Origin of the sequence: Janibacter terrae (assembly GCF_039636765.1) — a bacterium.
GTDB classification, from domain to species: domain Bacteria; phylum Actinomycetota; class Actinomycetes; order Actinomycetales; family Dermatophilaceae; genus Janibacter; species Janibacter terrae.
The window spans coordinates 1,682,459-1,705,810 of record NZ_CP144167.1; the positions used below are offsets into that span (position 1 = coordinate 1,682,459).

At 73.3% G+C, this 23,352-nt stretch carries 22 protein-coding genes and 1 tRNA gene; 19 read left to right on the top strand and 4 right to left on the bottom strand.

The annotated features are described in order from the left end of the window. Nucleotides 1–116 precede the first annotated feature (116 nt). The 5 genes from V3C34_RS08310 to proB all read left to right on the top strand — a co-directional run bounded on the left by V3C34_RS08310 (nucleotide 117) and on the right by proB (nucleotide 6,485). Entirely contained in the window at nucleotides 117–2,984 is a 2,868-nt protein-coding gene (locus tag V3C34_RS08310; protein ID WP_346008515.1) for an Rne/Rng family ribonuclease, read from the top strand. A 173-nt stretch (nucleotides 2,985–3,157) separates the two neighbouring features. After that, nucleotides 3,158–3,466, top strand: coding sequence for a 50S ribosomal protein L21 (rplU, locus tag V3C34_RS08315; protein ID WP_068325070.1), 309 nt, complete (start codon nucleotides 3,158–3,160; stop codon nucleotides 3,464–3,466). A 33-nt stretch (nucleotides 3,467–3,499) separates the two neighbouring features. Next, nucleotides 3,500–3,763 carry a 50S ribosomal protein L27 gene (gene rpmA, locus V3C34_RS08320; RefSeq protein ID WP_068325069.1) on the top strand — a complete coding sequence of 88 codons (264 nt, stop codon included), beginning with the start codon at nucleotides 3,500–3,502 and terminating at the stop codon, nucleotides 3,761–3,763. 95 nt (nucleotides 3,764–3,858) lie between these two features. Next, a complete protein-coding gene (obgE, locus tag V3C34_RS08325) occupies nucleotides 3,859–5,367 on the top strand; it encodes a GTPase ObgE (protein WP_068422245.1) in 1,509 nt (502 codons plus the stop codon). Then, nucleotides 5,367–6,485 (top strand): glutamate 5-kinase, encoded by a 1,119-nt coding sequence (gene proB / locus V3C34_RS08330; protein ID WP_068325067.1) that lies wholly within the window; start codon nucleotides 5,367–5,369, stop codon nucleotides 6,483–6,485. The genes obgE and proB overlap by 1 nt, the downstream gene beginning before the upstream one ends. Nucleotides 6,486–6,491: 6 nt before the next feature. Here the strand turns inward: proB and pdxY are convergent, their stop codons facing one another. Further along, on the bottom strand, nucleotides 6,492–7,346 hold the full coding sequence (gene pdxY, locus V3C34_RS08335; RefSeq protein ID WP_068325066.1) for a pyridoxal kinase PdxY: 855 nt from the start codon (nucleotides 7,344–7,346) through the stop codon (nucleotides 6,492–6,494). Between the two features lie 72 nt (nucleotides 7,347–7,418). On the opposite strand from pdxY, the gene V3C34_RS08340 reads away from it, so the two are divergent. The 8 genes from V3C34_RS08340 to V3C34_RS08375 all read left to right on the top strand — a co-directional run bounded on the left by V3C34_RS08340 (nucleotide 7,419) and on the right by V3C34_RS08375 (nucleotide 12,954). Beyond that, nucleotides 7,419–8,684, top strand: coding sequence for a glutamate-5-semialdehyde dehydrogenase (locus V3C34_RS08340; RefSeq protein ID WP_338538373.1), 1,266 nt, complete (start codon nucleotides 7,419–7,421; stop codon nucleotides 8,682–8,684). A gap of 455 nt (nucleotides 8,685–9,139) precedes the next feature. Then, nucleotides 9,140–9,355, top strand: coding sequence for a hypothetical protein (locus V3C34_RS08345; protein WP_068325064.1), 216 nt, complete (start codon nucleotides 9,140–9,142; stop codon nucleotides 9,353–9,355). Between the two features lie 14 nt (nucleotides 9,356–9,369). Beyond that, nucleotides 9,370–9,945, top strand: coding sequence for a nicotinate-nucleotide adenylyltransferase (gene nadD / locus V3C34_RS08350; RefSeq protein ID WP_255218288.1), 576 nt, complete (start codon nucleotides 9,370–9,372; stop codon nucleotides 9,943–9,945). Nucleotides 9,946–9,953: 8 nt separating this feature from the next. Beyond that, nucleotides 9,954–10,343: a ribosome silencing factor gene (gene rsfS, locus V3C34_RS08355; RefSeq protein ID WP_068325487.1), complete on the top strand. Its 390-nt coding sequence runs from the start codon at nucleotides 9,954–9,956 to the stop codon at nucleotides 10,341–10,343. Next, nucleotides 10,340–11,014 carry a histidine phosphatase family protein gene (locus V3C34_RS08360; RefSeq protein WP_068422239.1) on the top strand — a complete coding sequence of 225 codons (675 nt, stop codon included), beginning with the start codon at nucleotides 10,340–10,342 and terminating at the stop codon, nucleotides 11,012–11,014. The genes rsfS and V3C34_RS08360 overlap by 4 nt, the downstream gene beginning before the upstream one ends. Before the next feature lie 80 nt (nucleotides 11,015–11,094). Next, nucleotides 11,095–11,167, top strand: a tRNA-Ala gene (locus V3C34_RS08365). A 64-nt stretch (nucleotides 11,168–11,231) separates the two neighbouring features. Then, nucleotides 11,232–12,404, top strand: coding sequence for a benzoate/H(+) symporter BenE family transporter (locus tag V3C34_RS08370; protein WP_346008516.1), 1,173 nt, complete (start codon nucleotides 11,232–11,234; stop codon nucleotides 12,402–12,404). 7 nt (nucleotides 12,405–12,411) lie between these two features. Next, entirely contained in the window at nucleotides 12,412–12,954 is a 543-nt protein-coding gene (locus V3C34_RS08375; protein WP_346008517.1) for a DUF488 domain-containing protein, read from the top strand. 3 nt (nucleotides 12,955–12,957) lie between these two features. Here the strand turns inward: V3C34_RS08375 and V3C34_RS08380 are convergent, their stop codons facing one another. Then, nucleotides 12,958–13,311: a peroxidase-related enzyme gene (locus tag V3C34_RS08380; protein ID WP_068422231.1), complete on the bottom strand. Its 354-nt coding sequence runs from the start codon at nucleotides 13,309–13,311 to the stop codon at nucleotides 12,958–12,960. Nucleotides 13,312–13,411: 100 nt separating this feature from the next. Here V3C34_RS08380 and V3C34_RS08385 point away from each other — a divergent pair, with 100 nt between their 5' ends. Then, entirely contained in the window at nucleotides 13,412–13,744 is a 333-nt protein-coding gene (locus tag V3C34_RS08385; protein ID WP_068325058.1) for a cupin domain-containing protein, read from the top strand. Nucleotides 13,745–13,765: 21 nt separating this feature from the next. Here V3C34_RS08385 and V3C34_RS08390 read toward each other — a convergent pair whose 3' ends face one another. Continuing rightward, nucleotides 13,766–15,028, bottom strand: a complete 1,263-nt coding sequence (locus V3C34_RS08390) for an amidohydrolase (RefSeq protein WP_346008518.1) — start codon at nucleotides 15,026–15,028, stop codon at nucleotides 13,766–13,768. Between the two features lie 45 nt (nucleotides 15,029–15,073). Between V3C34_RS08390 and V3C34_RS08395 the strand changes: the two genes are divergently transcribed. Together V3C34_RS08395 and leuS are read left to right on the top strand one after the other, a co-directional pair. Beyond that, a complete protein-coding gene (locus V3C34_RS08395) occupies nucleotides 15,074–15,742 on the top strand; it encodes a SanA/YdcF family protein (protein ID WP_346008519.1) in 669 nt (222 codons plus the stop codon). A 39-nt stretch (nucleotides 15,743–15,781) separates the two neighbouring features. After that, nucleotides 15,782–18,676: a leucine--tRNA ligase gene (leuS, locus tag V3C34_RS08400; RefSeq protein ID WP_346008520.1), complete on the top strand. Its 2,895-nt coding sequence runs from the start codon at nucleotides 15,782–15,784 to the stop codon at nucleotides 18,674–18,676. On the opposite strand, the gene V3C34_RS08405 is transcribed toward leuS, so the two are convergent. Then, nucleotides 18,673–19,140 carry a carboxymuconolactone decarboxylase family protein gene (locus V3C34_RS08405; RefSeq protein ID WP_068325054.1) on the bottom strand — a complete coding sequence of 156 codons (468 nt, stop codon included), beginning with the start codon at nucleotides 19,138–19,140 and terminating at the stop codon, nucleotides 18,673–18,675. The genes leuS and V3C34_RS08405 overlap by 4 nt on opposite strands. A gap of 62 nt (nucleotides 19,141–19,202) precedes the next feature. On the opposite strand from V3C34_RS08405, the gene V3C34_RS08410 reads away from it, so the two are divergent. The 3 genes from V3C34_RS08410 to V3C34_RS08420 all read left to right on the top strand — a co-directional run bounded on the left by V3C34_RS08410 (nucleotide 19,203) and on the right by V3C34_RS08420 (nucleotide 23,325). Next, nucleotides 19,203–20,060, top strand: a complete 858-nt coding sequence (locus tag V3C34_RS08410; RefSeq protein ID WP_338538369.1) for a DegV family protein — start codon at nucleotides 19,203–19,205, stop codon at nucleotides 20,058–20,060. A 102-nt stretch (nucleotides 20,061–20,162) separates the two neighbouring features. Next, complete coding sequence (locus V3C34_RS08415) at nucleotides 20,163–20,924, top strand: ComEA family DNA-binding protein (protein ID WP_346008521.1); 762 nt, start codon at nucleotides 20,163–20,165, stop codon at nucleotides 20,922–20,924. A gap of 4 nt (nucleotides 20,925–20,928) precedes the next feature. After that, nucleotides 20,929–23,325 carry a ComEC/Rec2 family competence protein gene (locus tag V3C34_RS08420; protein WP_346008522.1) on the top strand — a complete coding sequence of 799 codons (2,397 nt, stop codon included), beginning with the start codon at nucleotides 20,929–20,931 and terminating at the stop codon, nucleotides 23,323–23,325. Nucleotides 23,326–23,352 lie beyond the last annotated feature (27 nt).

Consider the following 23,352-nt stretch of genomic DNA (forward strand, 5'->3'; position numbering starts at 1 on the left):
CTCCCACGAGGCAACACGGACCTTTCCGCGGGCGAGTGCCCGCCACGCCGCACAGCGGTCGGACTGCACCCCAGGGTGCCGGTGTCGGGGTCGGGCCCTCGTGCAGGAGGTGCCACATGGCCACCGACGACATGCCGTTCGACGAGACCGTCGAGACCACCGAGGACGAGACCCTGCTGCGCGCCCAGGAGGCGGCTCCCGAGCCGGCTGCGGTCGTGCCGAGCTTCGGTCTGCTCTTCCAGCCGCCGGCGCCCGTCGCCGCCCCGACCCGTCGCCGGGCTCCCGAGCCGGAGCCCGAGGACGTCGACGAGGACGAGGACGAGCAGGGCACCGAGGACCAGGGCCGGAGGGACACCTCCGGCTCCACGGACTCCCTGGACTCCACGGACTCCACGGATGCGTCCGACGCCGACGACGACGGCCGGGGCGAAGGGGGCCGACGTCGCCGCCGTCGTGGCGGCCGTGGCCGCAACAACCGCTCGGGCGAGGGCTCCGACGCGAACGACTCCTCGGGTGATGACGCCCAGGACGAGGCCGGGGACGTGTCCGACGCCTCCGACGACGCGGACGACTCCGCCAGGGACGAGCGCACCAGGGGCCGTGGCCGCGGTCGTGGTCGTGGCCGCGGCAAGCCCCAGCAGGACGACTCCACCGACGGCGACGACTCCGACGAGTCCGACGACAGCGCCTCCGAGGACGACTCCTCGGACGACTCCGACGACGACGGCTCGGGCAGCTCCCGCCGGCGTCGTCGCCGTCGCCGCGGGGGCGGTGGCAACGGCGGCCAGGAGGACCCGCCCGGCACCGTGACCAAGGTCCGCGAGTCCCGGCGCGACGAGCCGCAGGCCATCAAGGGCAGCACGCGCCTGGAGGCCAAGAAGCAGCGTCGCCGCGAGGGCCGCGAGGCCGGTCGTCGCCGCACGATCATCACCGAGGCCGAGTTCCTCGCCCGCCGCGAGAGCGTCGAGCGGGTCATGGTCGTGCGCCAGCAGGGCGATCGCACGCAGATCGGTGTCCTCGAGGACGGGGTGCTCGCGGAGCACTACGTCTCCCGCGAGACCACCTCGACGATGGTCGGCAACGTCTACCTCGGCCGTGTGCAGAACGTGCTGCCGAGCATGGAGGCGGCCTTCATCGACATCGGCAAGGGCCGCAACGCGGTGCTCTACGCCGGAGAGGTCAACTGGGAGGCACAGGGCGTCGGCAACGGCCAGGCCCGCCGCATCGAGAACGCGCTGAGCTCCGGCGACTCCGTCCTCGTCCAGGTCACCAAGGACCCGGTGGGCCACAAGGGCGCGCGCCTCACCTCGCAGATCTCGCTGCCCGGCCGCTACGTCGTCTACGTGCCCGAGGGCAGCATGACGGGCATCTCGCGCAAGCTGCCCGACACCGAGCGCGCCCGCCTCAAGGGCATCCTCAAGCAGGTCGTGCCGGACAGCGCCGGCGTCATCGTGCGCACCGCCGCCGAGGGCGCCTCGGAGGCCGAGCTGACCGCCGACGTCGAGCGCCTCACCAAGGCGTGGGACAAGGTCGCCGACAAGGCCGAGGCCAAGAAGGGCAAGAAGGGCTCCGCCGGCGGCGCCCCCGTCCTCCTGCACGCCGAGCCCGACATGACCGTGCGCGTCATCCGCGACATCTTCAACGAGGACTTCGCGCGGATGGTCGTCTCCGGCGAGGACGCCTGGCGCGAGATCAAGGGCTACGTCGACGACGTGGCGCCCGACCTGTCCGAGCGCCTCGAGCAGTGGACCGGTGAGGGCGACGTCTTCGCCGCGCACCGCATCGACGAGGCGATCGCCAAGGCGATGGACCGCAAGGTCTGGCTGCCCTCCGGCGGTTCGCTCGTCATCGACCGCACCGAGGCGATGACCGTCGTCGACGTCAACACCGGCAAGTTCACCGGCTCCGGGGGCAACCTCGAGGAGACGGTCACCAAGAACAACCTCGAGGCCGCCGAGGAGATCGTCCGCCAGCTGCGCCTGCGCGACATCGGCGGCATCATCGTCGTCGACTTCATCGACATGGTCCTGGAGTCCAACCGCGACCTCGTCGTGCGCCGGCTCCTCGAGTGCCTCGGCCGGGACCGCACCAAGCACCAGGTCGCCGAGGTCACCTCGCTCGGCCTGGTCCAGATGACCCGCAAGCGGGTCGGTGCCGGTCTCATCGAGGTCTTCTCGCAGGAGTGCGAGCACTGCCACGGCCGCGGGATCATCGTCCACAGCGAGCCGGTCGCGCACGACCCGGGCGGTCACGCCGGGGGCAACCACGGTGGCGGCAGCGGCGGCTCGTCGCGTCGCGGTCGCTCGAAGGGGGAGAAGGACTCCTCCGTGCAGCGGCACGAGCCGGTCGAGGAGCCGACCGACGCCCACGGCCGCACCCCGGCCCAGATCGCGGCGGCCGCCCACGCCGCGGCGATCAAGAACATCGCCGGTGAGCCCGGCGAGGACGACGTCGCGGAGCTCGCGCCCGAGCAGTCGGCGCCCGAGGTCCAGGCCGAGCAGGCCGAGCAGGCCGAGCAGCCCGAGCAGCCCGAGCAGCCCGAGCCGAAGCGTCGCCGCGGTGGCCGCCGCGCCGCCTCCAGCGCCGGGGCACCCGTGGCCCTCGAGCCGGTGGACCTCACCGGTGCCGGCTCCTCGAGCCCGGACGAGCAGTCCTCGGCTCCCGAGGTGCTCGCCGTCGAGCCCGTCGACGACGTGCAGCCCGTGCCGGCCGTCGAGCCCGAGCCCGAGTCCGAGCCCGCCGACGAGCCCGCCGACGAGCCGAAGCGCCGCCGCGGTGGCCGCCGTGCAGCCTCCAGCGCCGGTGCGCCCGTTGCGCTGCAGCCCGTCGACCTGACCGCCCCGGTCGACTCGGCGCCGATCACCAAGATCGCGGGGGAGAGCGGCGAGCCGCCGACCACCCCGGTCGCCGACCCTGAGCCGGCCGCCCCGGCCCGTCGCAAGCGCAAGCGGGTCACCTCGGAGGCCGGGCCGCCCAAGGCCTGACCCGCCCCGCGCGCGGACCCGGGTGCCCCCCTTCGCCGGTTTGTCGGTCGGAGGGGGGCACGGGTAGTCTTGACCCTTGGTGCGCCCACCGAGCGGACGCTCCGCGCTTGCGCGTGGGGACTGTTGGCCGGTCAGACAGAGCGAGTGCGCCATGACGAAAGTGAGTTCCACTGATGTACGCGATCGTTCGCGCGGGTGGCCGCCAGGAGAAGGTCTCCGTCGGCGACACCATCCTCATCAACTCGATCAAGGGTGAGGCCGGCGACAGCATCGACCTCCAGCCGATCCTCGTCGTCGACGGGTCCACCGTGACCAGCGACGCCGACAAGCTGGCCAAGGTCAGCGTCACGGCCGAGATCCTGGGTGCCGCCAAGGGCCCCAAGATCACGATCATGAAGTACAAGAACAAGACCGGCTACCGCAAGCGCCAGGGTCACCGCCAGCCGCTCACGCAGCTGAAGATCACCGACATCAAGGCCTGAGCCTTCTTCTTCAACAGTTAGGAACCCACTGACATGTCTTCCAAGAAGGGTGTGTCCTCGTCCAAGAACGGACGCGACTCCAACTCCCAGCGCCTCGGCGTCAAGCGGTACGGCGGCGAGATCGTCGGCACCGGCCAGATCATCGTGCGCCAGCGCGGCACCCACTTCCACCCCGGTGACAACGTCGGCCGTGGCGGCGACGACACGCTGTTCGCCCTCGCGGACGGCGCGGTGACCTTCGGCGCCAAGCGCGGCCGCAAGGTCGTCAGCGTCCTGCCGGTGGACTCCGCCAGCTGACGCGGTACCACGCATGAGCGAAGGGGGCGGGTCACCTGGACCGGCCCCCTTCGCCGTACCTGCACCACCACGAGACATCAAGAAGAGGTGAGGTCGTGACGACCTTCGTCGATCGCGTCACCCTGCACGTCGAGGCCGGCAAGGGCGGCCACGGCGTCGCCTCCGTGCACCGCGAGAAGTTCAAGCCGCTCGGCGGACCCGACGGCGGCAACGGCGGCAACGGCGGCGACGTCGTGCTGCTCGTCGACCCGCAGGTCACGACCCTCCTCGACTACCACCGCAGTCCCCACCGGCGCGCCACCAACGGCGCGCCCGGAGCCGGCGACGAGAAGAACGGCGCGAACGGCGAGGACCTCGTCCTGCCCGTGCCCGCGGGCACGGTCGTCACCGACCGCCACGGCGACGTCCTCGCCGACCTCGTCACCCCCGGCACGCGCTTCGTCGCGGCGCAGGGCGGTCGCGGCGGACTGGGCAACAAGGCCCTGTCGAGCCAGCGGCGCCGCGCGCCCGGCTTCGCCCTGCTCGGCGAGCCGGGGGAGTCCACGGAGGTCGTCCTGGAGCTGAAGTCGCTCGCCGACGTCGCGCTCATCGGCTTCCCGAGCGCCGGCAAGTCCTCGCTCGTCTCGGTCCTCTCGGCGGCCCGCCCGAAGATCGCCGACTACCCCTTCACCACCCTCGTGCCCAACCTCGGTGTCGTCACCGCCGGCGACGCGCGCTTCACCGTCGCCGACGTCCCGGGCCTGATCCCCGGCGCGAGCGAGGGGAAGGGGCTGGGCCTGGAGTTCCTCCGCCACGTCGAGCGCTGCTCCGTCCTCGTCCACGTCATCGACTGCGCGACCCTCGAGCCCGGTCGCGACCCGATGAGCGACCTCGAGGCGATCGAGGCCGAGCTGTCGGCGTACGTCGCCGACGACACCCTCGGCGGCAAGCCGCTGTCCGAGCGCACCCGCATCGTCGTGCTCAACAAGTCCGACGTGCCGGACGCCCTCGACCTCGCCGAGATGGTCAAGAGCGACCTGCAGGAGCGCGGCCTGGAGGTCTTCATCGTCTCCGCCGTCGCGCACACCGGGCTCAAGGAGCTGACCTTCGCGATGGCCCGCCACGTGCAGGCCGCCCGCGCCGAGATCGCGGTCGAGCTCGTCCCCCAGCGGGTCGTGCTGCGCCCCAAGGGCGTCGACGACGCGGGCTTCGTCGTGCGCCGCGAGAGCACCGCCGACGGCGAGGTCTTCCGGGTGCTCGGCGACAAGATCACCCGCTGGGTGCACCAGACCGACTTCTCCAACGACGAGGCCGTCGGCTACCTCGCCGACCGGCTGAACCGGGCCGGGGTCGAGGAGCAGCTGACCAAGGTCGGCGCGGTCGGCGGCTCGACCGTGCTCATCGGCCCCGAGGAGGACGCGGTCGTCTTCGACTGGGAGCCGACCCTCGTCGGTGGCGCCGAGCTGCTCGGCCACCGCGGCCAGGACCTGCGCTTCGACGACAACTCGCGTCGCACGACCAAGGAGCGCCGCGAGGAGTTCCACGCGCGCAAGGACGCCCAGACCGCCGCCCGCGAGGGGCTGTGGACCGAGCGCAAGGCGGGCCACTGGACCGAGGACGACTGATGGCCGGTGGCCGTCGGGCCGTCGCCGATGCGCGCCGCGTCGTCGTCAAGGTCGGGTCCTCGTCCCTGACGAGCGCCGCCGGCGGGGAGCTCGACGTCGCCCGGCTCACCGCCCTGGTCAACGCGCTGTCGGTGCGCCGCAGCGCAGGGACCGAGATCGTCCTCGTCTCCTCGGGTGCCATCGCCGCGGGGATCGGTCCCCTGGGCATGGAGACCCGTCCGCGTGACCTGGCCCGCCAGCAGGCGGCCGCGAGCGTGGGCCAGGGCGTGCTGCTCTCGGCCTACGACGCAGCCTTCGGCAGGCACGGCCACACCATCGGGCAGGTGCTGCTCACCGTCGACGACGTCACCCGGCGCACCCACTACACCAACGCCAAGCGCACCCTGGACTCCCTGCTCGACCTCGGCGTCATCCCGATCGTCAACGAGAACGACACCGTCGCCACGGACGAGATCCGCTTCGGCGACAACGACCGCCTCGCGGCGCTCGTCGCCCACCTCGTGCGCGCCGACGCGCTCGTGCTGCTCACGGACGTCGACGCCCTCTACACGGCGGCCCCCGGCACGGCCGGCGCCGAGCGGGTCCCGGTCGTCGGCGACGCCGCCGAGCTGGCGGAGATCTCGATCGGCGGCACCGGCTCGGCCGTCGGCTCCGGCGGCATGACGACCAAGGTCGAGGCCGCGACGATCGCCGGCGCCGCCGGCATCCCCACCGTGCTCACCTCGTCCGACCGTGTCGTGGACGCGCTCGCGGGGGCGGACGTCGGCACGTGGTTCGTGCCGCAGGAGCGCAGCCGCGGCTCGCGCGCGCTCTGGCTGGCGCACGCCACCACCCCCCGCGGCTCGGTCCAGATCGACGCCGGTGCCGTGACCGCGCTGCGCGACCGCGGCCGCTCGCTGCTGCCTGCCGGGATCACCGGCGTGAGCGGGTCCTTCGTCGACGGCGACCCCGTCGACGTCATCGGTCCCGACGGCGTCGTCATCGCCCGCGGGCTCGTCAACTACACCTCCGGCGAGCTGCCTCACCTCATGGGGCGCAGCACCAAGGACCTCGAGCAGGAGATCGGCCCGCGGTACGAGCGCGAGGTCATCCACCGGGACCACCTCGCGCTGCTCTGACGCGGCTCAGCGCACCCGGGTGACCTCGAACTGCAGCTGCGGGTGGGCGTAGGCCTCCTGCGCCTGGACGAGCTGCAGCTCGCGCTGGCCGGACTCGTGGGTGAGCTGCAGCAGGTCGAAGACGGAGGAGACGGTGCGCCCGAGCGACTCCTGCAGCGAGCGGGTACGCAGCCAGTGGCTCGTGAAGAGCGCGGCGGTCACGTCGCCGGAGCCGTTGGCCTTGAGCGGCAGGTGCGGGGTCTGCACGATCCACGCCTCGTCGTCGTGGGCGGCGATCATCTCGATCGTCCCCTCGGGGCGGTCGGGTCGCAGGACCGAGGTGACGAGCACGGTGCTCGGGCCCATCGCGCGGGCGGCGTCGATCGAGGCGAGCGTCTCCTCGAGGGTCCGCGGCTCGGTACCGGTGAGGAAGCCGAGCTCGAACTGGTTGGGCGTGATGAGGTCGGCGTGCGGGACGACCTGCTCGCGCAGCAGCACCGGGATCGACTCGTGGACGAAGCACCCGGACGCGGCATTGCCCATGACCGGGTCGCACGCGTAGATGGCCCCGGGGTTGGCCGCCTTGACCTGCTCCACCGCCCCCAGGATCGTCGCGCCGATGCCCTCGCCGCCCTGGTAGCCCGAGAGGACCGCGTCGACCTGCGCGAAGGCGTCGCGCTCGCCGATGCCCGTCACGACGTCGGCGACGTCCGCGGGGTCCATGAGCGGGCCGCGCCAGGCGCCGTAGCCGGTGTGGTTGGAGAAGTTCACCGTGTGCACGGGCCACACCTCGACCCCGAGGCGCTGCATCGGGAAGACGGAGGCGGAGTTGCCGACGTGGCCGTAGGCGACGTGGGACTGGATGGAGAGGATCGTGGTCACCACGGCATCCTGCCACTGCCCGCCCCCCGGACCGCATCGGACGGGGCGCCGCCGGGCTCCTAGTCTGGAGGCATGACCGACAGCACCGCCGTGGTCCGGGAGCTCGCGGAGCGCGCCCGGGTCGCCTCGCGCCGCCTCGCCCTGCTGACCCGCGCCGAGAAGGACTCCGCCCTCCTCGCGCTCGCCGACGCCGTGGACGCGGCCTCGGAGCGCATCGTCGCCGCCAACGCCGAGGACCTGCGACGCGGACGCGAAGGGGGGATGGCCCCCGGCCTGCTCGACCGCCTGTCCCTCGACGCGGCCCGCGTGGCCGCGGTCGCGCAGGCACTGCGGGACCTCGCGGCCCTGCCCGACCCTGTCGGCGAGGTCGTGCGCGGCTCGACCCTGGCCAACGGCCTGCAGATCCGTCAGGTGCGGGTGCCGATGGGTGTCATCGGGATGATCTACGAGGCCCGGCCCAATGTCACGGTGGACGCCGCCGGCCTGGGGCTGAAGTCCGGCAACGCGATGATCCTGCGCGGCGGCTCGGCCGCTGCGAGCACCAACCGGGCCCTCGTCGACTCCCTTCGCTCGGCGCTGGCCGACCACGGGCTGCCGCAGGACGCCGTGCAGCTCCTCGAGGGCGACCACGACGCGGTCCGGGCGCTGATGACCGCGCGCGGGCTCGTCGACCTGCTCATCCCGCGCGGGGGAGCAGGCCTGATCCAGACCGTCGTCCTCGAGTCCACCGTGCCCGTCATCGAGACCGGCGTCGGCAACTGCCACGTCTACGTCGACGCGGCCGCCGACCTCGGCAAGGCCCTGGCGATCACCCTCAACGCCAAGACGCACCGGCCGAGCGTGTGCAACGCGGCCGAGTCCCTGCTCGTCCACCGCGAGATCGCCGGCGAGTTCCTCCCCAAGGCGCTCGCCGACCTCGCCGGCGCCGGCGTCGTCCTGCACGGTGACGCGGCGACGCGCGAGCTCGCCCCGGCTGGCGTCGACGTGCTGGCGGCGACCGACGAGGACTTCGCGCAGGAGTACCTCGCGCTGGAGATGTCGGTCGCGGTCGTCGACGACGTCGACGCGGCGATGGAGCACGTGCGGCGCCACGGCTCCGGCCACACCGAGGCGATCGTCACCGAGGACCGGGCCGCCGCCCGCCGCTGGACCGCCGAGGTGGACGCCGCGGCGGTGCTCGTCAACGCGTCGACGCGGTTCACCGACGGTGGCGAGTTCGGCTTCGGTGCGGAGATCGGCATCTCGACGCAGAAGCTGCACGCCCGCGGGCCGATGGCCCTGCCCGAGCTGACGACGACCAAGTGGGTCGTCGAGGGTGACGGCCAGGTCCGCGGCTGACCCCGCAGTCACCTGACGCAGGTCGAGGGCCCCCTCCACTCCCGTGGAAGGGGCCCCTCGACCGCTGTCCGTGCACGCACCCTCTCGGGCCCTGCGGCGACTGCAGCACGTCGTCGGGGCAGGGGCCACGACGACGTGGTGACACGTGGACCAGGAGGCGCCGACGCCGCTCGCGTCGCCGATGACCCCCACGGTGGCGCCGTGATGGTCGTGCGTGCGTCGTTATCCCTGTGGTCCTGACGGCCGTCGTGCGGCCGCGGTGTGAGGACTGTTCTACGCGTCTTCGGGCACCCGGGGCAACAGGAGAGCGGATCCATCGCCGAGCGGACACCGCCCACAGGCGTGTCCACAGGCGCAGGGCGCTCCCCACGTCCTCGCCCACAGGGCTGTGGACGACGCCCGTGGACAACCCACCGCTCGGCTGCGGCGCCCCCGCGGCCTTGTAGCATGGCCCCATGCTGAGCACCCTTGCCTCCCTCGCCGCCGAGAGCGAGCACCACGTCGAGCTGCCGATCCCGCCCTCCGCGTACGGCCTGATCGCCCTCCTCTTCTTCGCCATCATGCTGGGCGCCCTCTTCGCCTTCCGCCAGGCCGCCACCAAGGTCGCCACCGCGGACAACACCGTGGTGCACGAGGACCACGGGCATCACGGCGCCGGGGACCACCACTGAGCAAGCGCCTCGGCGTGATGGGTGGGACCTTCGACCCGATCCACCACGGGCACCTCGTCGCTGCGAGCGAGGTGCAGTCCCTCTTCGACCTCGACGAGGTCGTCTTCGTGCCCACGGGGGAGCCCTGGCAGAAGGCGGACAAGCAGGTCAGCCCGGCCGAGCACCGCTACCTCATGACGGTCGTCGCGACGGCGTCCAACCCGCGCTTCACCGTCAGCCGCGTGGACATCGACCGCAAGGGCCCGACGTTCACCAGTGACACCCTGCGCGACCTGCGGGCCCAGCGTCCCGACGACGAGCTCTTCTTCATCACCGGCGCCGACGCCCTCGCGCAGATCCTGTCGTGGAAGGACGTCGACGAGCTGTGGGGCCTCGCCCACTTCATCGGCGTCACCCGGCCCGGCTACGTGCTCAGCGAGTCGGGCCTGCCGCAGGACAACGTGACGCTCCAGGAGGTGCCCGCCATGGCGATCTCCTCCACGGACTGCCGCGAGCGGGTCGCCGACGGCGAACCCGTCTGGTACCTCGTCCCCGACGGCGTCGTCCAGTACATCAACAAGTACGAGCTCTACACCGACCCCCGGGAGTGACCCAGACCGTGGCAGCCACCCAGCACGCCCTCGACCTCGCGAAGATCGCCGCCCGCGCGGCGGCCGACAAGCTCGCGACCACCATCACCGGGCTCGACGTGTCCGGCCAGATGCCCCTCACCGACATCTTCGTCATCGTCTCGGCGGACAACGAGCGCCAGGTCCAGGCGGTCTCCGAGGCGATCGAGGACACCCTGCGCGAGGAGGCCGGCGTCAAGACGCTGCGCCGAGAGGGCCACGGCCCCGGGCGCTGGGTCCTCCTCGACTTCGGCGACATCGTCGTGCACGCCCAGCACGACGACGAGCTGGACTTCTACGACCTCGAGCGCCTGTGGCGCGACTGCCCCCACCTGGACCTCGGGGTGGTGGGCTCCCAGCAGACCGCCGGCGAGCAGTGACCGAGGCCACCCGCCGCGTCTCCGCGGAGGCCGCAGGGGGGACGAAGGGGGACCCCCGTCGCCTCGTCGTCCTGCGGCACGGCCAGACCGGCTCCAACCTCAAGGGCATCTGGCAGGGACAGCTCGACCACGAGCTGACCGACCTGGGCCGTGAGCAGGCCCGCGCTGCGGCGGCGGCGATCGCCTCCCTTCGTCCCACGCGGGTCGTCTCCTCCGACCTCGTGCGGGCCCGGGACACGGCCGAGGAGGTCGCCGCGGCCTGCGGTGGCCTCCCGGTGAGCACCGACGAGCGCTGGCGCGAGATCCACGCCGGTGGCTGGCAGGGCCTCACGGCCGCCCAGGTGTACTCGCAGTACCCGCAGGACGCCGACAAGCTCATCTCCGGCGAGGACTTCAAGCGGGGCGGTCACGGCGAGTCGCTCGCCGACGTCGGCGAGCGCACGCGCGCTGCCCTCGACGACCTGCTCGCGTCCATGGACGCGGCCGAGTGCGTCGTCATCGCCACCCACGGGGTCACCGGTCGCTCGCTCGTCGCCGAGCTCGTCGGTCTGGACCAGACCACCGCGTGGCGGGTGCTCGGCGGCTTCGGCAACTGCCACTGGGCGAGCCTCGAGGAGGGGCGCGCCGGCTGGCGGATCACCCAGTGGAACGCGTCCGCGGCCGGCCTCTGACCCCTCCGGCGCCGCCGATTTGGTGAGGAAGGGGGGCATGTGGGTATGCTTCCGCAGTCCCCTTCACGGGGAACCCACTCGGGGCTGTAGCGCAGTTGGTAGCGCACCTCCATGGCATGGAGGGGGTCAGGGGTTCGAATCCCCTCAGCTCCACCCAGTGGCACGAAGGCCCGGACCGTCAGGTCCGGGCCTTCGGACGTTCCCGTACCGTGACGCCATGCGCGAGCCGACCCTCCAACCCGTGGGTGCAGGGGTGGTCACGGCACTCGTCGGGTTCACGAGCGCGTTCGTCATCGTCCTCGCGGGTCTGGAGGCGGTCGGCGCCAGCCGGGCGCAGGCGGCCAGCGGGCTCATGGCCCTCACGGTGCTCATGGCCCTGGGCTCGATCGTCCTGTCGCTCTCCACGCGGCTGCCGGTGACCATCGCGTGGTCGACGCCGGGGGCCGCACTGCTCGCCTCCACCGGCGCGGTCGCCGGTGGGTGGTCGGCAGCGGTCGGCGCCTTCGTCGTCACCGGTGCCCTCGTCGTGCTCACCGGGCTCGTCCCGGCGCTCGGTGCCCTCATCGCCAGGATCCCTGCCTCCGTCGCCCAGGCGATGCTCGCGGGCATCGTCCTGCAGCTGTGCCTCGGGGCGGTGACCGGGATGGCGGCCAACCCGTGGGCGGTCGGACCCGTCGTCCTGGTCTGGCTGCTCACGCTGCGCCTCCTGCCCCGCTGGGCCTCGCCGCTCGCCTTCGTCGCGGCCGCGGTCGTCATCGGGGTCCACCTCCCGCGCTCGGGCACGCCCATCGAGGCGTCGGCGCTCGTGCCGCGGCTGGAGCTGACGACGCCGACCTTCACCATCGGCGGGCTCGTCGGCATCGCCCTGCCGCTGTACCTCGTGACGATGGCCTCGCAGAACGTCCCGGGCCTGGCGGTGATGCGTGGCTACGGCTACGAGGTCCCGTGGCAGCGCGCGATGCTCGTCACCGGGGCCGGCACGCTGCTCGGCGCCCCGGCCGGCGGCCACGGGATCAACCTGGCCGCGATCAGCGCCGCGCTCGCGGCCGGCCCGGAGGCGGGGGAGGACCGCTCCCGACGGTGGATCGCCAGCGTGACCTCGGGCACGCTCCTCCTCCCGATCGGCATCGCCTCGGCCGCCCTGGCCGCCCTCGTCGCGCTGGCCCCCGAGGGCGTCGTCCCGGCGGTGGCCGGGCTCGCCCTGGTGGGCACCCTCGCCGGCTCGCTGCGGGCGGCCCTCGCCGACCCGGCGGACCACGTCCCCGCCGTCACCACCTTCGTCGTCGCGGCCTCCGGTGTCGCCGTCGCCGGGATCAGCGCCGCCTTCTGGGCCATCGTCGTCGGGGTCGGGATGAGGCTCCTGCTGGTGAGGGTCCGCGTGCAGGCATGATGGGCCGATGAGCACCATCCACACGATCGGCCACTCGACCCGGCCCGTCGAGGAGTTCATCGAGATGCTGACCGCCCGGGGCGTGACCCGGGTCGTCGACATCCGCACGGTGCCCAAGTCGCGTCGCAACCCGCAGTACTGGGGGGACGCACTCGCGGACTCCCTGGCCGGGGTCGGGCTCGGGTACTCCTACGTCGCCGAGCTCGGCGGGCTGCGCAAGCGCCGTCCCGACTCACCCAACGGCGCCTGGCGCAATGCCTCCTTCCAGGGCTACGCGGATCACATGCTCACCGAGGAGTTCGAGCGGGGGCTGGAGACGCTGCTGGAACTCGCGGAGGAGGACTCCTGCGCGATCATGTGCGCCGAGGCGGTGCCGTGGCGCTGTCACCGGCGACTCGTCGCCGACGCCCTCGTGGTGCGCGGTCACACCGCCCTGGAGATCATCTCGGCCGCAGCGCCCAAGGCGCACGAGCTGACCCCCTTCGCCGTCGTCGACGGCACGACCGTGACCTACCCGCCGACGGGCGACGAGGACGCGGACGAGGACTGAGCGTCAGCGCGCCTGCCCGTGGTACTCGTGGTTGGGCACCAGGCCGATCGCGCTGGAGACGCGGTTGGTCATGTTGAACATCCCGATGACCTGGACGGCCTCGAGGATCTCGTGCTCGTCGAGGCCGGCGGCCCGCAGCGGCTCCAGGTCGCCCTCCTCCACCGACCCGGACGAGACCGTGAGCAGCTCGGCATACTCCGCGATCGCCCGCTGGCGCTCGGTCAGCTCCGCCTGTCGCCAGTTGACCGCGACGAGGTCGGCCATGACCGGGTCACCGGAGTGCTCGCGCAGGGCCGCGCCGTGGGAGACGGCGCAGTAGGTGCACTGGTTGATCCACGTCCTCGACGTCCGGGACACGGAGGCAGGAGATCCGGCGCTGCTGCTCACCCATGGGGGCACCGTACCGGCTGCCGGTGGAGCAGGATGGGGGGACATGTCACCGCACGGAGGAGTCGTCATGGAGTCGATGTCACTGACTGCGCTCGCGCAGGAGCACCTGGCCAAGGCCCGGGAGGGATCGGCCGGGCGCAGCGCCGTGACGGTCCACGGCCGCCACGACTACGTCCTGCGCCAGACCCTCATCGCCCTGCTGCAGGGCCAGGAGCTCGGCGAGCACGAGAGCCCGCCGGAGGCGACGCTGCAGGTGCTGCAGGGCAGGGTGCGCCTGGCCGCGGGCGAGGAGACGTGGGAGGGCGGCGCCGGTGAGCTGCTCGTCGTCCCCGGCGTGCGCCACGACCTGCAGGCCCTCGAGGACGCGGTCGTGCTGCTCAGCGTTGGGACGGCGGGCTAGGCACGTCCGACCCCCCGGGCCTCAGCCCAGGTGCGCCAGGGCGGCCACGACGAGCGCCCGCACACCGACGTCGAGGGTCGGGCGGATCACGGGCGCGAAGGCGGGGGAGTGGTTGGCCGGGATGTCCTCGTCGACCCGGCCGGCCGCCTCCGCCGCGGCGTACCGCTGCCGGTCGATGCCACCGATGGCCCAGTAGGTGTACGGGACGCCGAGCGCGGTCGGGATGTCGCTGAAGTCCTCGCTCGCGGACTGCAGCGGCAGCTCGCGCGAGTCCGCGCCGAAGTGCTCGTCGAAGGCCGCGCGCACCCTCGCCGTCGTCGCCTCGTCGTTGACCGTCGCCGGGAAGCGGTCGTACAGCTCCAGCTGCGGCTCGTGGGGGCTGCCCGAGGCCTGGCACTCGGCCCGCACGATGCGTTCGATCGCCTCGAGCACGCGCCGGCGGGTCCCGTCGGAGTAGGTCCGCGTGTTGACCTCGAGCACGGCGTGGTCGCCGATGACATTGCTCTTGGTGCCGGCGTGGATCGAGCCCACGGTGACGACCGCCGGGTCGGTCGGGCCGATCTCGCGGGAGACGATCGTCTGCAGCCGCAGCACGATCATCGCGGCGAGGACGACGGGGTCGACGGCGGTCTGCGGCATGGACCCGTGCGACCCGCGGCCGTGGACGGTGATCCGGATGCTGTCGGCGGCCGAGAGCACCGGTCCGGGGCGCGTGGCCACCGTGCCGGCGGGGAAGGCGAGCACGTGCTGCGCCATCGCGACGTCCACCGGCCCGACGACCTCGGCCAGACCGTCCTCGACCATGCGTCCGGCTCCGTCGCCCCGCTCCTCGCCCGGCTGGAAGAGGGCGATCACCGTGCCGCTCCACGCGCCCTCGGGGGCGGAGGCGAGCAGGTCCGCCGCCTCGAGCAGGCACGTGACGTGCACGTCGTGGCCGCAGGCGTGCGCGACCGGGACCTCTTCCCCCTTCGTGTCCCGGGTGGTGACGGTGCTCGCGTAGTCCAGCCGGGTGGCCTCGGGCACGGGGAGTGCGTCCATGTCGGCGCGCAGCAGCACGCGCCCGCCCTCGCCCCGGGTGAGGACGCCGACGACCCCGGTCCCGCCGATCCCGGTGCGCACGTCGTACCCGGACCCCGTGAGGCGCTGCGCGACGAGCGCGGCCGTCTCGCTCTCCTCGTGCGACAGCTCGGGGTGGGAGTGGAGGTGGCGGTAGAGCTCCTCGCGGCGTTCTCGCGTCTCGTCGAGCCGGGCCAGGACGTCGGTGGTGCGCTCGTCGTCGCTCATGGTCCACACTCTCGCAGAGGGATGGTCGACTGTCAGGGGGCACGGATGAGGCGCAGGTGGCGCTGGCTGGTCGGCGGCGTGGTGCTGTTCGTGGTCCTCGTGGTCGCCGGCCCCAACATGTGGGTGGCCCGGGCGAGCGAGGACCACGTGTACACGGCCGAGGACGCACCGCACCGCTCGGTGGCGATCGTCCTCGGGGCGGGCCTGGACGCGGAGGGTGAGCCCACCCCCTTCCTCGCCGCGCGGCTGGACATCGCCCGTGACCTCTACCTCGACGGCACGGTGGACGCGATCCTCGTGAGCGGCGACAACCGCACGCACTCCTACGACGAGCCCACCGCGATGCGTGACCACCTCGTCGACGCCGGGGTGCCGCGGGAGCGGGTCGTGCGGGACTTCGCCGGGCGCGACACCTACGACACGTGCGTGCGGGCCCGGCGGATCTTCGAGGTGCCCGACGCGGTCATCGTCTCGCAGGGCTACCACGTGCCCCGGGCCGTCGCGGTCTGCCGGGCCGTCGGCCTGGCCACCGTCGGTGTCGGCGACGAGACGATGCGCCGGTACTCCGGACCGTGGCGGTCGGGGCAGCAGCGCGAGTACCTCGCCAACGTCAAGGCGGCCCTCGACGTCGTCACCGGCCGCGACCCCGTGCTCGGCCCCGTCGAGCCCGGGATCACCGAGGCGCTGGAGCAGGCGGCGGTGGACGACAAGTAGTCTGGCTCCCGACCTCAACACCCCGGGAGACCTGCACTGATGAGCGAGACGCCGTACCGCTACACCGCGGAGATGGCCGGCCGGATCGAGACCGGCTGGCAGGACCGCTGGGAGGAGCTCGGGACCTTCCGCGCGCCCAACCCGGCCGGTCCGTGGGCCGAGCCCGAGCGGGTGCGGCAGCACGACGGCCACATGCTCGTCCTCGACATGTTCCCCTACCCCTCCGGCGCGGGGCTGCACGTCGGCCACCCCCTGGGGTACATCGCGACGGACGTCTACGCCCGCTACCAGCGGATGCTCGGCAAGAACGTCCTGCACTGCCTCGGCTACGACGCCTTCGGCCTGCCGGCGGAGCAGTTCGCCGTGCAGACCGGGCAGCACCCGCGGGTGACGACTGAGGCCAACATGGACGTCATGCGACGCCAGCTGCGGCGCCTCGGCCTCGGCCACGACGACCGCCGCGCCTTCGCGACGATCGACCCGGACTACTACCGCTGGACGCAGTGGATCTTCCTGCAGATCTTCAATGCCTGGTACGACGAGGACGCCGAGCGGCCCGACGGCGGGCGTGGGCGCGCCCGGCCGATCAGCGAGCTCGTCGAGTCCTTCGCCTCCGGTGCCCGCGAGCTGCCGAAGGGGGAGACCCGCGCCTGGGCGGACCTGTCGCCCAAGGAGCGCTCCGACGTCCTCGACGGCTACCGCCTGGCCTACTCCGCCGAGGCACCGGTCAACTGGGCGCCCGGTCTGGGCTCGGTCGTGGCCAACGAGGAGGTCACCGCCGACGGTCGCTCCGAGCGGGGCAACTACCCGGTCTTCAAGACCAACCTGCGCCAGTGGATGATGCGCATCACCGCCTACGCCGACCGCCTGGCCGACGACCTCGACCGCGTCGAGTGGCCGGCCAAGGTCAAGGCCATGCAGCGCAACTGGATCGGCCGCAGCGAGGGCGCGCAGGTCACCTTCACCGCGACCGGCGCGGACGGCTCCGAGCACCCGGTCGAGGTCTTCACGACCCGGCCGGACACGCTCTTCGGTGCCACCTTCATGGTCCTGGCGCCCGAGCACCCGCTCGTGGACTCCCTCGTCCCGCAGGGCGGTTGGCCCGAGGGGACCAAGTCCATGTGGACGGGCGGGGCGGAGACCCCCTTCGCCGCGGTCGCGGGGTACCGGGCCGCCGCGGGCCGCAAGAGCGACGTCGAGCGCCAGATCGAGACCAAGGACAAGACCGGCGTCTTCACCGGAGGCTGGGCGACCAACCCGGTGAGCGGCGAGCGCATCCCGGTCTTCGTCGCCGACTACGTCCTCATGGGCTACGGCACCGGCGCGATCATGGCCGTGCCGTCCGGCGACCAGCGTGACTTCGAGTACGCGACCGCCTTCGACCTGCCGATCATCCCCACGGTCACCGCGCCCGAGGGGCACGAGGGCGCGTGGTCCGGCGACGGCACGATCATCAACTCCACGAGCGCGTCGGTCTCGCTCGACGGCCTGTCCGTCGCCGAGGGCAAGGCCGCGATCACCGCGTGGCTGGAGGAGCAGGGGGTCGGCCGCGGCACGGTCAACTACAAGCTGCGCGACTGGCTCTTCTCCCGCCAGCGCTACTGGGGCGAGCCCTTCCCGATCCTCTTCGACGAGGACGGCGTCGCGCACGCCGTGCCCGAGTCGATGCTGCCGGTCGAGCTGCCCGAGGTCGACGACTACAGCCCGCGCACCTTCGACCCCGACGACGCCGGCAGCACGCCCGAGCCGCCGCTCGGCCGCGCGACGGAGTGGGTCGAGGTCGAGCTCGACCTCGGCGACGGACCCAGGCGGTACCGCCGCGAGACCAACACGATGCCCAACTGGGCCGGGTCGTGCTGGTACTACCTGCGCTATCTCGACCCGGCCAACGACGAGGCGCTCGTCGACCCGGCCAACGAGGCCTACTGGGTCGGGCCGCGCGAGACGCCGGTCCCCGGCGCACCCGCCGGCACCCGCGACCCGGGCGGCGTCGACCTGTACATCGGCGGCGTCGAGCACGCCGTGCTGCACCTGCTCTACGCGCGTTTCTGGCACAAGGTCCTCTTCGACCTGGGCCACGTGAGCAGCGAGGAGCCCTTCCGCCGGTACTTCTCGCAGGGCTACATCCAGGCCCACGCCTACCGCGACCACCGCGGCCAGCCGGTGCCGGCCGCCGAGGTCGAGGAGGACGCGAGCGTTGCGACGGGGTTCACCTGGCAGGGCCGGCCGGTCACGCAGGAGTACGGCAAGATCGGCAAGTCGCTGAAGAACGCCGTCAGCCCCGACGAGATGTACGAGCAGTTCGGCGCCGACACCTTCCGCGTCTACGAGATGTCGCTCGGCCCGCTCGACCAGTCGAAGCCCTGGGAGACGCGCGCGGTCGTCGGCAGCCAGCGGTTCCTGCAGCGGCTGTGGCGCAACGTCGTCGACGAGGAGAGCGGTGAGGTGCACGTCACCGACGACGCCCTCGACGCGGACACCGAGCGCCTGCTGCACCAGACGATCGCCGCCGTCACCGAGGACTACGCGACCCTGGGCTTCAACACCGCCATCGCACGCCTCATCGAGCTCAACAACGCGCTGACCAAGCTGGCCTCCGTGCCGCGCGCAGCGATCGAGCCGCTCGTGCTCATGGCCGCGCCGGTCGCCCCCCACCTCGCCGAGGAGCTGTGGTCGCAGCTGGGGCACTCCGCCTCCCTCAGCGCGGAGCCCTTCCCCGTGGCCGACCCGAGCAAGATGGTCGAGTCGAGCGTCACCTGCGTCATCCAGGTCAAGGGCAAGGTGCGCGACCGCGTCGAGGTCCCGGCCGACATCTCCGAGGACGAGCTGCGCGAGCTGGCGCTGGGGCGCGACAAGATCAAGGCGACGACGGAGGGCGGCATCCGCACGGTCATCGTGCGGGCACCCAAGCTCGTCAACGTCGTCCCGCTCTAGTCCCGCCGGCGGACCGGGTGCTCGGAGAGGATCGAGACCCGGTTGAAGGCATTCATCGTCACGGCCGCCCACTCGACCGCGGCGAAGGTCTCGTCGCCGAGCAGGCGCCGGGCGGCGACGAGGGCCTCGCCGCGCTGCTGCGGGTCGGGCAGGGTGGTCGTCACCTCGGCGACGTCGAGCACGGCGCACTCGACGCTGTCGAAGAGCGTGGACTCGCGCCAGGCCGGCAGCAGCGCGAGGCGCTGCTGGCTCGCGCCGGCATCGAGCGCCTTGCGCGTGTGCAGGTCGAGGCAGAACGCGCAGCCGTTGATCTGCGAGATGCGCACGTTCATCAGCTCGAGGGTCTCGCGCTCGAGGCCGGCAGCCTCCGCGGCGGCGGAGACCTTGAGCGCGAGGGCGTTGAGGGACTTCCACGCCTCCGGCAGGGACGCGTCGAGGTAGGGCAGTCGCTCGCTGGTGGACATGGGGCGAGGCTAGCCGCGGACGGACGCTCGTGCCCGTGACGGGTCTCGGTACGCTTCGACCCGTGAGCACCGTCGTCGTCACCGACTCCACCTCGGGCCTGTCGGCCGCGGAGCGGACCGAGCACGGCATCCGCGTCGTGCCGCTCGTCCTCGTCGTCGACGGCCGGGAGCGGATCGAGGGCGACGAGGTCGACTCGCGCGCGGTCGTCGACGCCCTGCGGCGCAAGGCCGAGATCAGCACCTCGCGCCCTGCTCCCGCGACCTTCCTGCGTGCTTACGAGGCGGCGGCGAAGGGGGGAGCCACCCAGATCGTCTCCGTCCACCTGAGCGGTGACCTGTCGGGGACGGTCGAGGCGGCCCGCTCGGCCGCCCCCGAGTCGCCGGTGCCGGTGCACGTCGTCGACTCGCGACTCATCGGCATGGCCCTGGGCTTCGCCGCGATCGGCGCGGCGCGGGACGGGGCGCGCGGCCTGCCGGTCGAGGAGGTCGTCGCCCGGCTGGAGCAGTGCTGCGCCGCGTCGACCGTGCGCATGGTCGTGCACAGCCTGGAGCAGCTGCGCCGGGGCGGACGGATCGGTGGTGCCCGGGCGCTGCTCGGCTCGGCGCTGGCCCTCAAGCCGGTGCTCCACATCGTCGACGGCCACGTCGAGCCGCTCGAGCGGGTCCGCACGGCCGGCAAGGCGATCGCGCGCCTGCAGGCCCTGACCCTCCAGGACTGCCGCGACCTGCCGGAGTGGGCCGGTGGCGTCGACGTCGCCGTGCACCACCTGGACGCCGAGGAGCGGGCGAGCGCGCTCGCCACGGCCCTGCGCGAGGAGCTGGACGTCCCCGTCTCCCTGTCGCCGCTCACCGCGGTCATCGGCGCGCACGTCGGGCTCGGCACCATCGGCGTCGGCGTGACCCCCCGCCAGCGCGACTGACCGGGTCGCTGCTCGTCCCCAGCCCCGGTGGCGCCGCTCTGACGGTCCACAGGAGAGCGCGACGCGACCGCGGCGGGGACAGGCCTGCCTAGCGTCGTCGGCATGAGCCCACGCACGAGCGAGCCCTCCGAGCGCGTCGCCCGGATCCTCGAGGAGGACCGCGAGCCGCGGCCCCTCGAGCTGCCCTCCACGCTGGCGCGGGGACGCTACGGGGTGAGCCGGCAGGCGGTGATCGGGGTGGCGCTCGTCGTCGCGGTCGCCGTCGCCATGCTCGTCGGTCGGTACGTCATGGCGCGCGAGGACGCGGCACCCCAGCCCGCCGTCGTGCAGGAGGAGGGCGCGGCGGCGGAGCCGGACGGGACGGAGTCGCCCTTCGCCCCGGCCACGGGTCCGGCGACGACGGTGACCGTGCACGTCGTCGGCCGGGTCGAGCGCCCCGGCGTGGTCACCCTGCCGGGGGGCTCGCGAGTCGGCGAGGCCCTCGACGAGGCGGGCGGCACCACCGGTCGCGCGGACCTCACGAGCGTCAACCTCGCCCGACCACTCGTGGACGGCGAGCAGGTGGTCGTGCCGGGGCGGGGGGAGGCCCCGGCCGCTGCGCCTGCTCCGGCGGGTGCCCCGGCGGCGGGCGCTCCGGCCCCCGGTGGCGCAGCTGCTCCCGGGGCGGCCGCGGCACCGGTCGACCTCAACACCGCCGACCTCGCCACCCTCGAGACGCTGCCGGGCGTCGGGCCGGTGCTCGCGCAGCGCATCCTCGAGTGGCGCACCGAGCACGGGCGGTTCACCGCGGTCGAGGAGCTCGGCGAGGTGAGCGGGATCGGCGACAAGATCTACGCCCAGCTCTCGACCAGGGTCACGGTCTGAGCTCGTGGCCGAGGAGCCCGCGGGCGCACCGCTGCTCGACCTGCGGTTGCTCCTGCCGTGCCTCGCCGCGTGGGCCCTCGGCGCGTGGGCGTTGTCGTGGTCCGGGGCGGTGCGTGCCCAGGTCGCGACGCTCGCGCTCCTGCTCGTGCTGGGCCTGTGGGTGGGGGGTGTGCGCTACCGGGGCCGGCACGCCCGGGCGTCGTGGCGACGCGACGGGCCGGCGGTGCTCGGTCTCGCCCTCGTCGCCGCGGGGCTCGTCCTCGGGTCGTCGGCCGTGCACGAGGCGACCCGTCGGGTCGGGCCCGTGGACCGCCTCGTCGCCGAGCGCGCGATGGTGCGGGCGGAGGGCGTCGTGCTCACCGAGCCGATCGTCCGCGCCGGCCGTGCCTCGGGGGACGAAGGGAGCCCCGCCCCCGACCAGGTCCTGCTGCGGGTGCGGCTGGAGTCGGTCACCGCCCGCGGGGTGACGACGCGGGTGCGCGCACCGGTCTTCGTCCGGGCGGGGCAGCCCTGGGGCGAGGTCGGCTGGCACGACCGGATCGCCCTGACGGGCCGGCTCGCCCCCGCCGAGCCCGCCGACCCGGAGATCGCCGTGCTCAGCCCCCGCGGCCCACCCCGGCCGCTGGGCGAGCGCTCCCCGGTGCGGGCTGCCGCCGAGCACCTGCGGTCGGGGATGCGCGAGGCGATGGAGCCGCTGCCGGCCGACGCCCGCGGCCTGCTGCCGGCGCTCGTCATCGGCGACACCTCGATGACCCCCCAGGACCTCACCGACGACATGCTCCTCGTCGGCATGTCGCACCTCAGCGCGGTCAGCGGGTCCAATGTCGCCGTCGTGCTGGCCGCGCTCATCGGCGCCGCCCGCCTGGGTGGCCTCCCGCGCCGGTGGCGGCCCTGGGCGGCGGGCGCCGGGCTGGCCTTCTTCGTCGTGCTCGCCCGGCCGGAGCCGAGCGTCATCCGGGCGGCGACGATGGGCGCGATCGGGCTGCTCGGCATGAGCGCCTCGCGACGGGGCGCCGGCACCCCCGCCCTGTGTACCGCCGTCCTCGCGCTGCTCACCTACGACCCGTGGCTCGCGCGCTCGTACGGGTTCGTCCTCTCCACGCTCGCGACCCTCGGCCTGCTGCTCTTCGTCCGCCCGTGGTCCGACGCGATCAACGCCCACCTGCCGCGACGCCTGCACCTCGTCGGGCCGGCCGTGGCGATCCCCGTCGCCGCCCAGCTCGTCTGCGGACCGGTCATCGTGCTGCTGCAGGGCGACGTCAGCCTCATCGCCGTCGTCGCCAACCTGGCGGCCGCTCCCTTCGTCGCCCCGGCCACGGTCCTCGGGGTGAGCGCCGCCCTCGTCGCCGTGGCGAGCACGACCCTGGCGAGCCTCGTCGGCTGGTGCGGTGCTCCCTTCGCCCTCGCCATCGCCTGGACCGCGCGGATCGCCGCCGACGTGCCCGGCGGGGCGCTCCCGTGGCCCGACGGGCCCCCCGGTGCGGTGCTGCTCACCGTGGTCACCGCGCTCGGCATCCTCTCCGGTCCGTGGGCGGTCCGGCGCTCGCGCGCCAGCCCGCTCGTCGCGCTGGGCCTCGTCGTCGTCATCGTCGTCGGGTCCCTCCCGGCGCGCACGCTCAGCTGGCCGCCACCTGACTGGCGGCTCGTCGCCTGCGACGTCGGGCAGGGCGACGGTCTGGTCCTCGCCTCTGGTCCGGGGCGGGCGGTCCTCGTGGACGTCGGTCCCGAGGACGGGGGCATCGACGCCTGCCTGCGGCGGCTGCGGGTGCGCACCCTCGACGCGGTGGTGCTCACGCACTTCCACGACGACCACGTCGGCGCCCTCGAGGCGGCCCTCGACGGGCGCGCGGTCGGCCGCATCCTCGTCACGCCGGTCGAGGACCCGCAGTGGGCGGCCCGGCAGGTCCGGCGCATCGCGGGGGAGCACGGCGTGCCCGTGGAGGCGCTCGTCGCGGGGCGGCAGCTGACGATCGGCGAGGTGAGGGCGGACGTGTGGTGGCCGGCCCAGGTGGTCGCCGGCGGCTCGGCCGCCAACAACGCGAGCATCGTCCTCCACGTCCGGGTCGGTGAGGTCAGCATGCTGCTCCTCGGCGACATCGAGAGGGAGGTCGGCCACGCGCTGCTGCTGGCGCTGCGACGCGATCCCGCGATGGCCGCTGCTGCCGCCGACCTCGACGTCGTCAAGATGCCGCACCACGGGTCGGGCAATGTCGACGAGGACTTCATGGACGAGGTGGCCGCGCCCACGGCGATCATCAGCGTCGGTGCCGACAACACCTACGGCCACCCCACGCCCACCGCGCTGCAGTGGGCCGCCCGCCACGGGACGCGGGTGCTGCGGACCGACGAGGACGGCGATGTCGCCGTCGTCGAGGGCGCCGCGACGGTCACCGCTCGCTGACCTGCGACGCGGCCCTGCGCCGCAGAT

Coding starts and splice junctions, on each gene's coding strand:
- V3C34_RS08395 (WP_346008519.1), top strand. CDS start 15,074: ATGAGGCGCAGGTGGCGCTGGCTGGTCGGCGGCGTGGTGCTGTTCGTG.
- rpmA (WP_068325069.1), top strand. CDS start 3,500: ATGTCTTCCAAGAAGGGTGTGTCCTCGTCCAAGAACGGACGCGACTCC.
- V3C34_RS08340 (WP_338538373.1), top strand. CDS start 7,419: ATGACCGACAGCACCGCCGTGGTCCGGGAGCTCGCGGAGCGCGCCCGG.
- V3C34_RS08385 (WP_068325058.1), top strand. CDS start 13,412: ATGGAGTCGATGTCACTGACTGCGCTCGCGCAGGAGCACCTGGCCAAG.
- V3C34_RS08415 (WP_346008521.1), top strand. CDS start 20,163: ATGAGCCCACGCACGAGCGAGCCCTCCGAGCGCGTCGCCCGGATCCTC.
- rplU (WP_068325070.1), top strand. CDS start 3,158: ATGTACGCGATCGTTCGCGCGGGTGGCCGCCAGGAGAAGGTCTCCGTC.
- V3C34_RS08390 (WP_346008518.1), bottom strand. CDS start 15,028: ATGAGCGACGACGAGCGCACCACCGACGTCCTGGCCCGGCTCGACGAG.
- V3C34_RS08345 (WP_068325064.1), top strand. CDS start 9,140: ATGCTGAGCACCCTTGCCTCCCTCGCCGCCGAGAGCGAGCACCACGTC.
- V3C34_RS08310 (WP_346008515.1), top strand. CDS start 117: ATGGCCACCGACGACATGCCGTTCGACGAGACCGTCGAGACCACCGAG.
- proB (WP_068325067.1), top strand. CDS start 5,367: ATGGCCGGTGGCCGTCGGGCCGTCGCCGATGCGCGCCGCGTCGTCGTC.
- leuS (WP_346008520.1), top strand. CDS start 15,782: ATGAGCGAGACGCCGTACCGCTACACCGCGGAGATGGCCGGCCGGATC.
- V3C34_RS08370 (WP_346008516.1), top strand. CDS start 11,232: ATGCGCGAGCCGACCCTCCAACCCGTGGGTGCAGGGGTGGTCACGGCA.
- V3C34_RS08405 (WP_068325054.1), bottom strand. CDS start 19,140: ATGTCCACCAGCGAGCGACTGCCCTACCTCGACGCGTCCCTGCCGGAG.
- V3C34_RS08375 (WP_346008517.1), top strand. CDS start 12,412: ATGAGCACCATCCACACGATCGGCCACTCGACCCGGCCCGTCGAGGAG.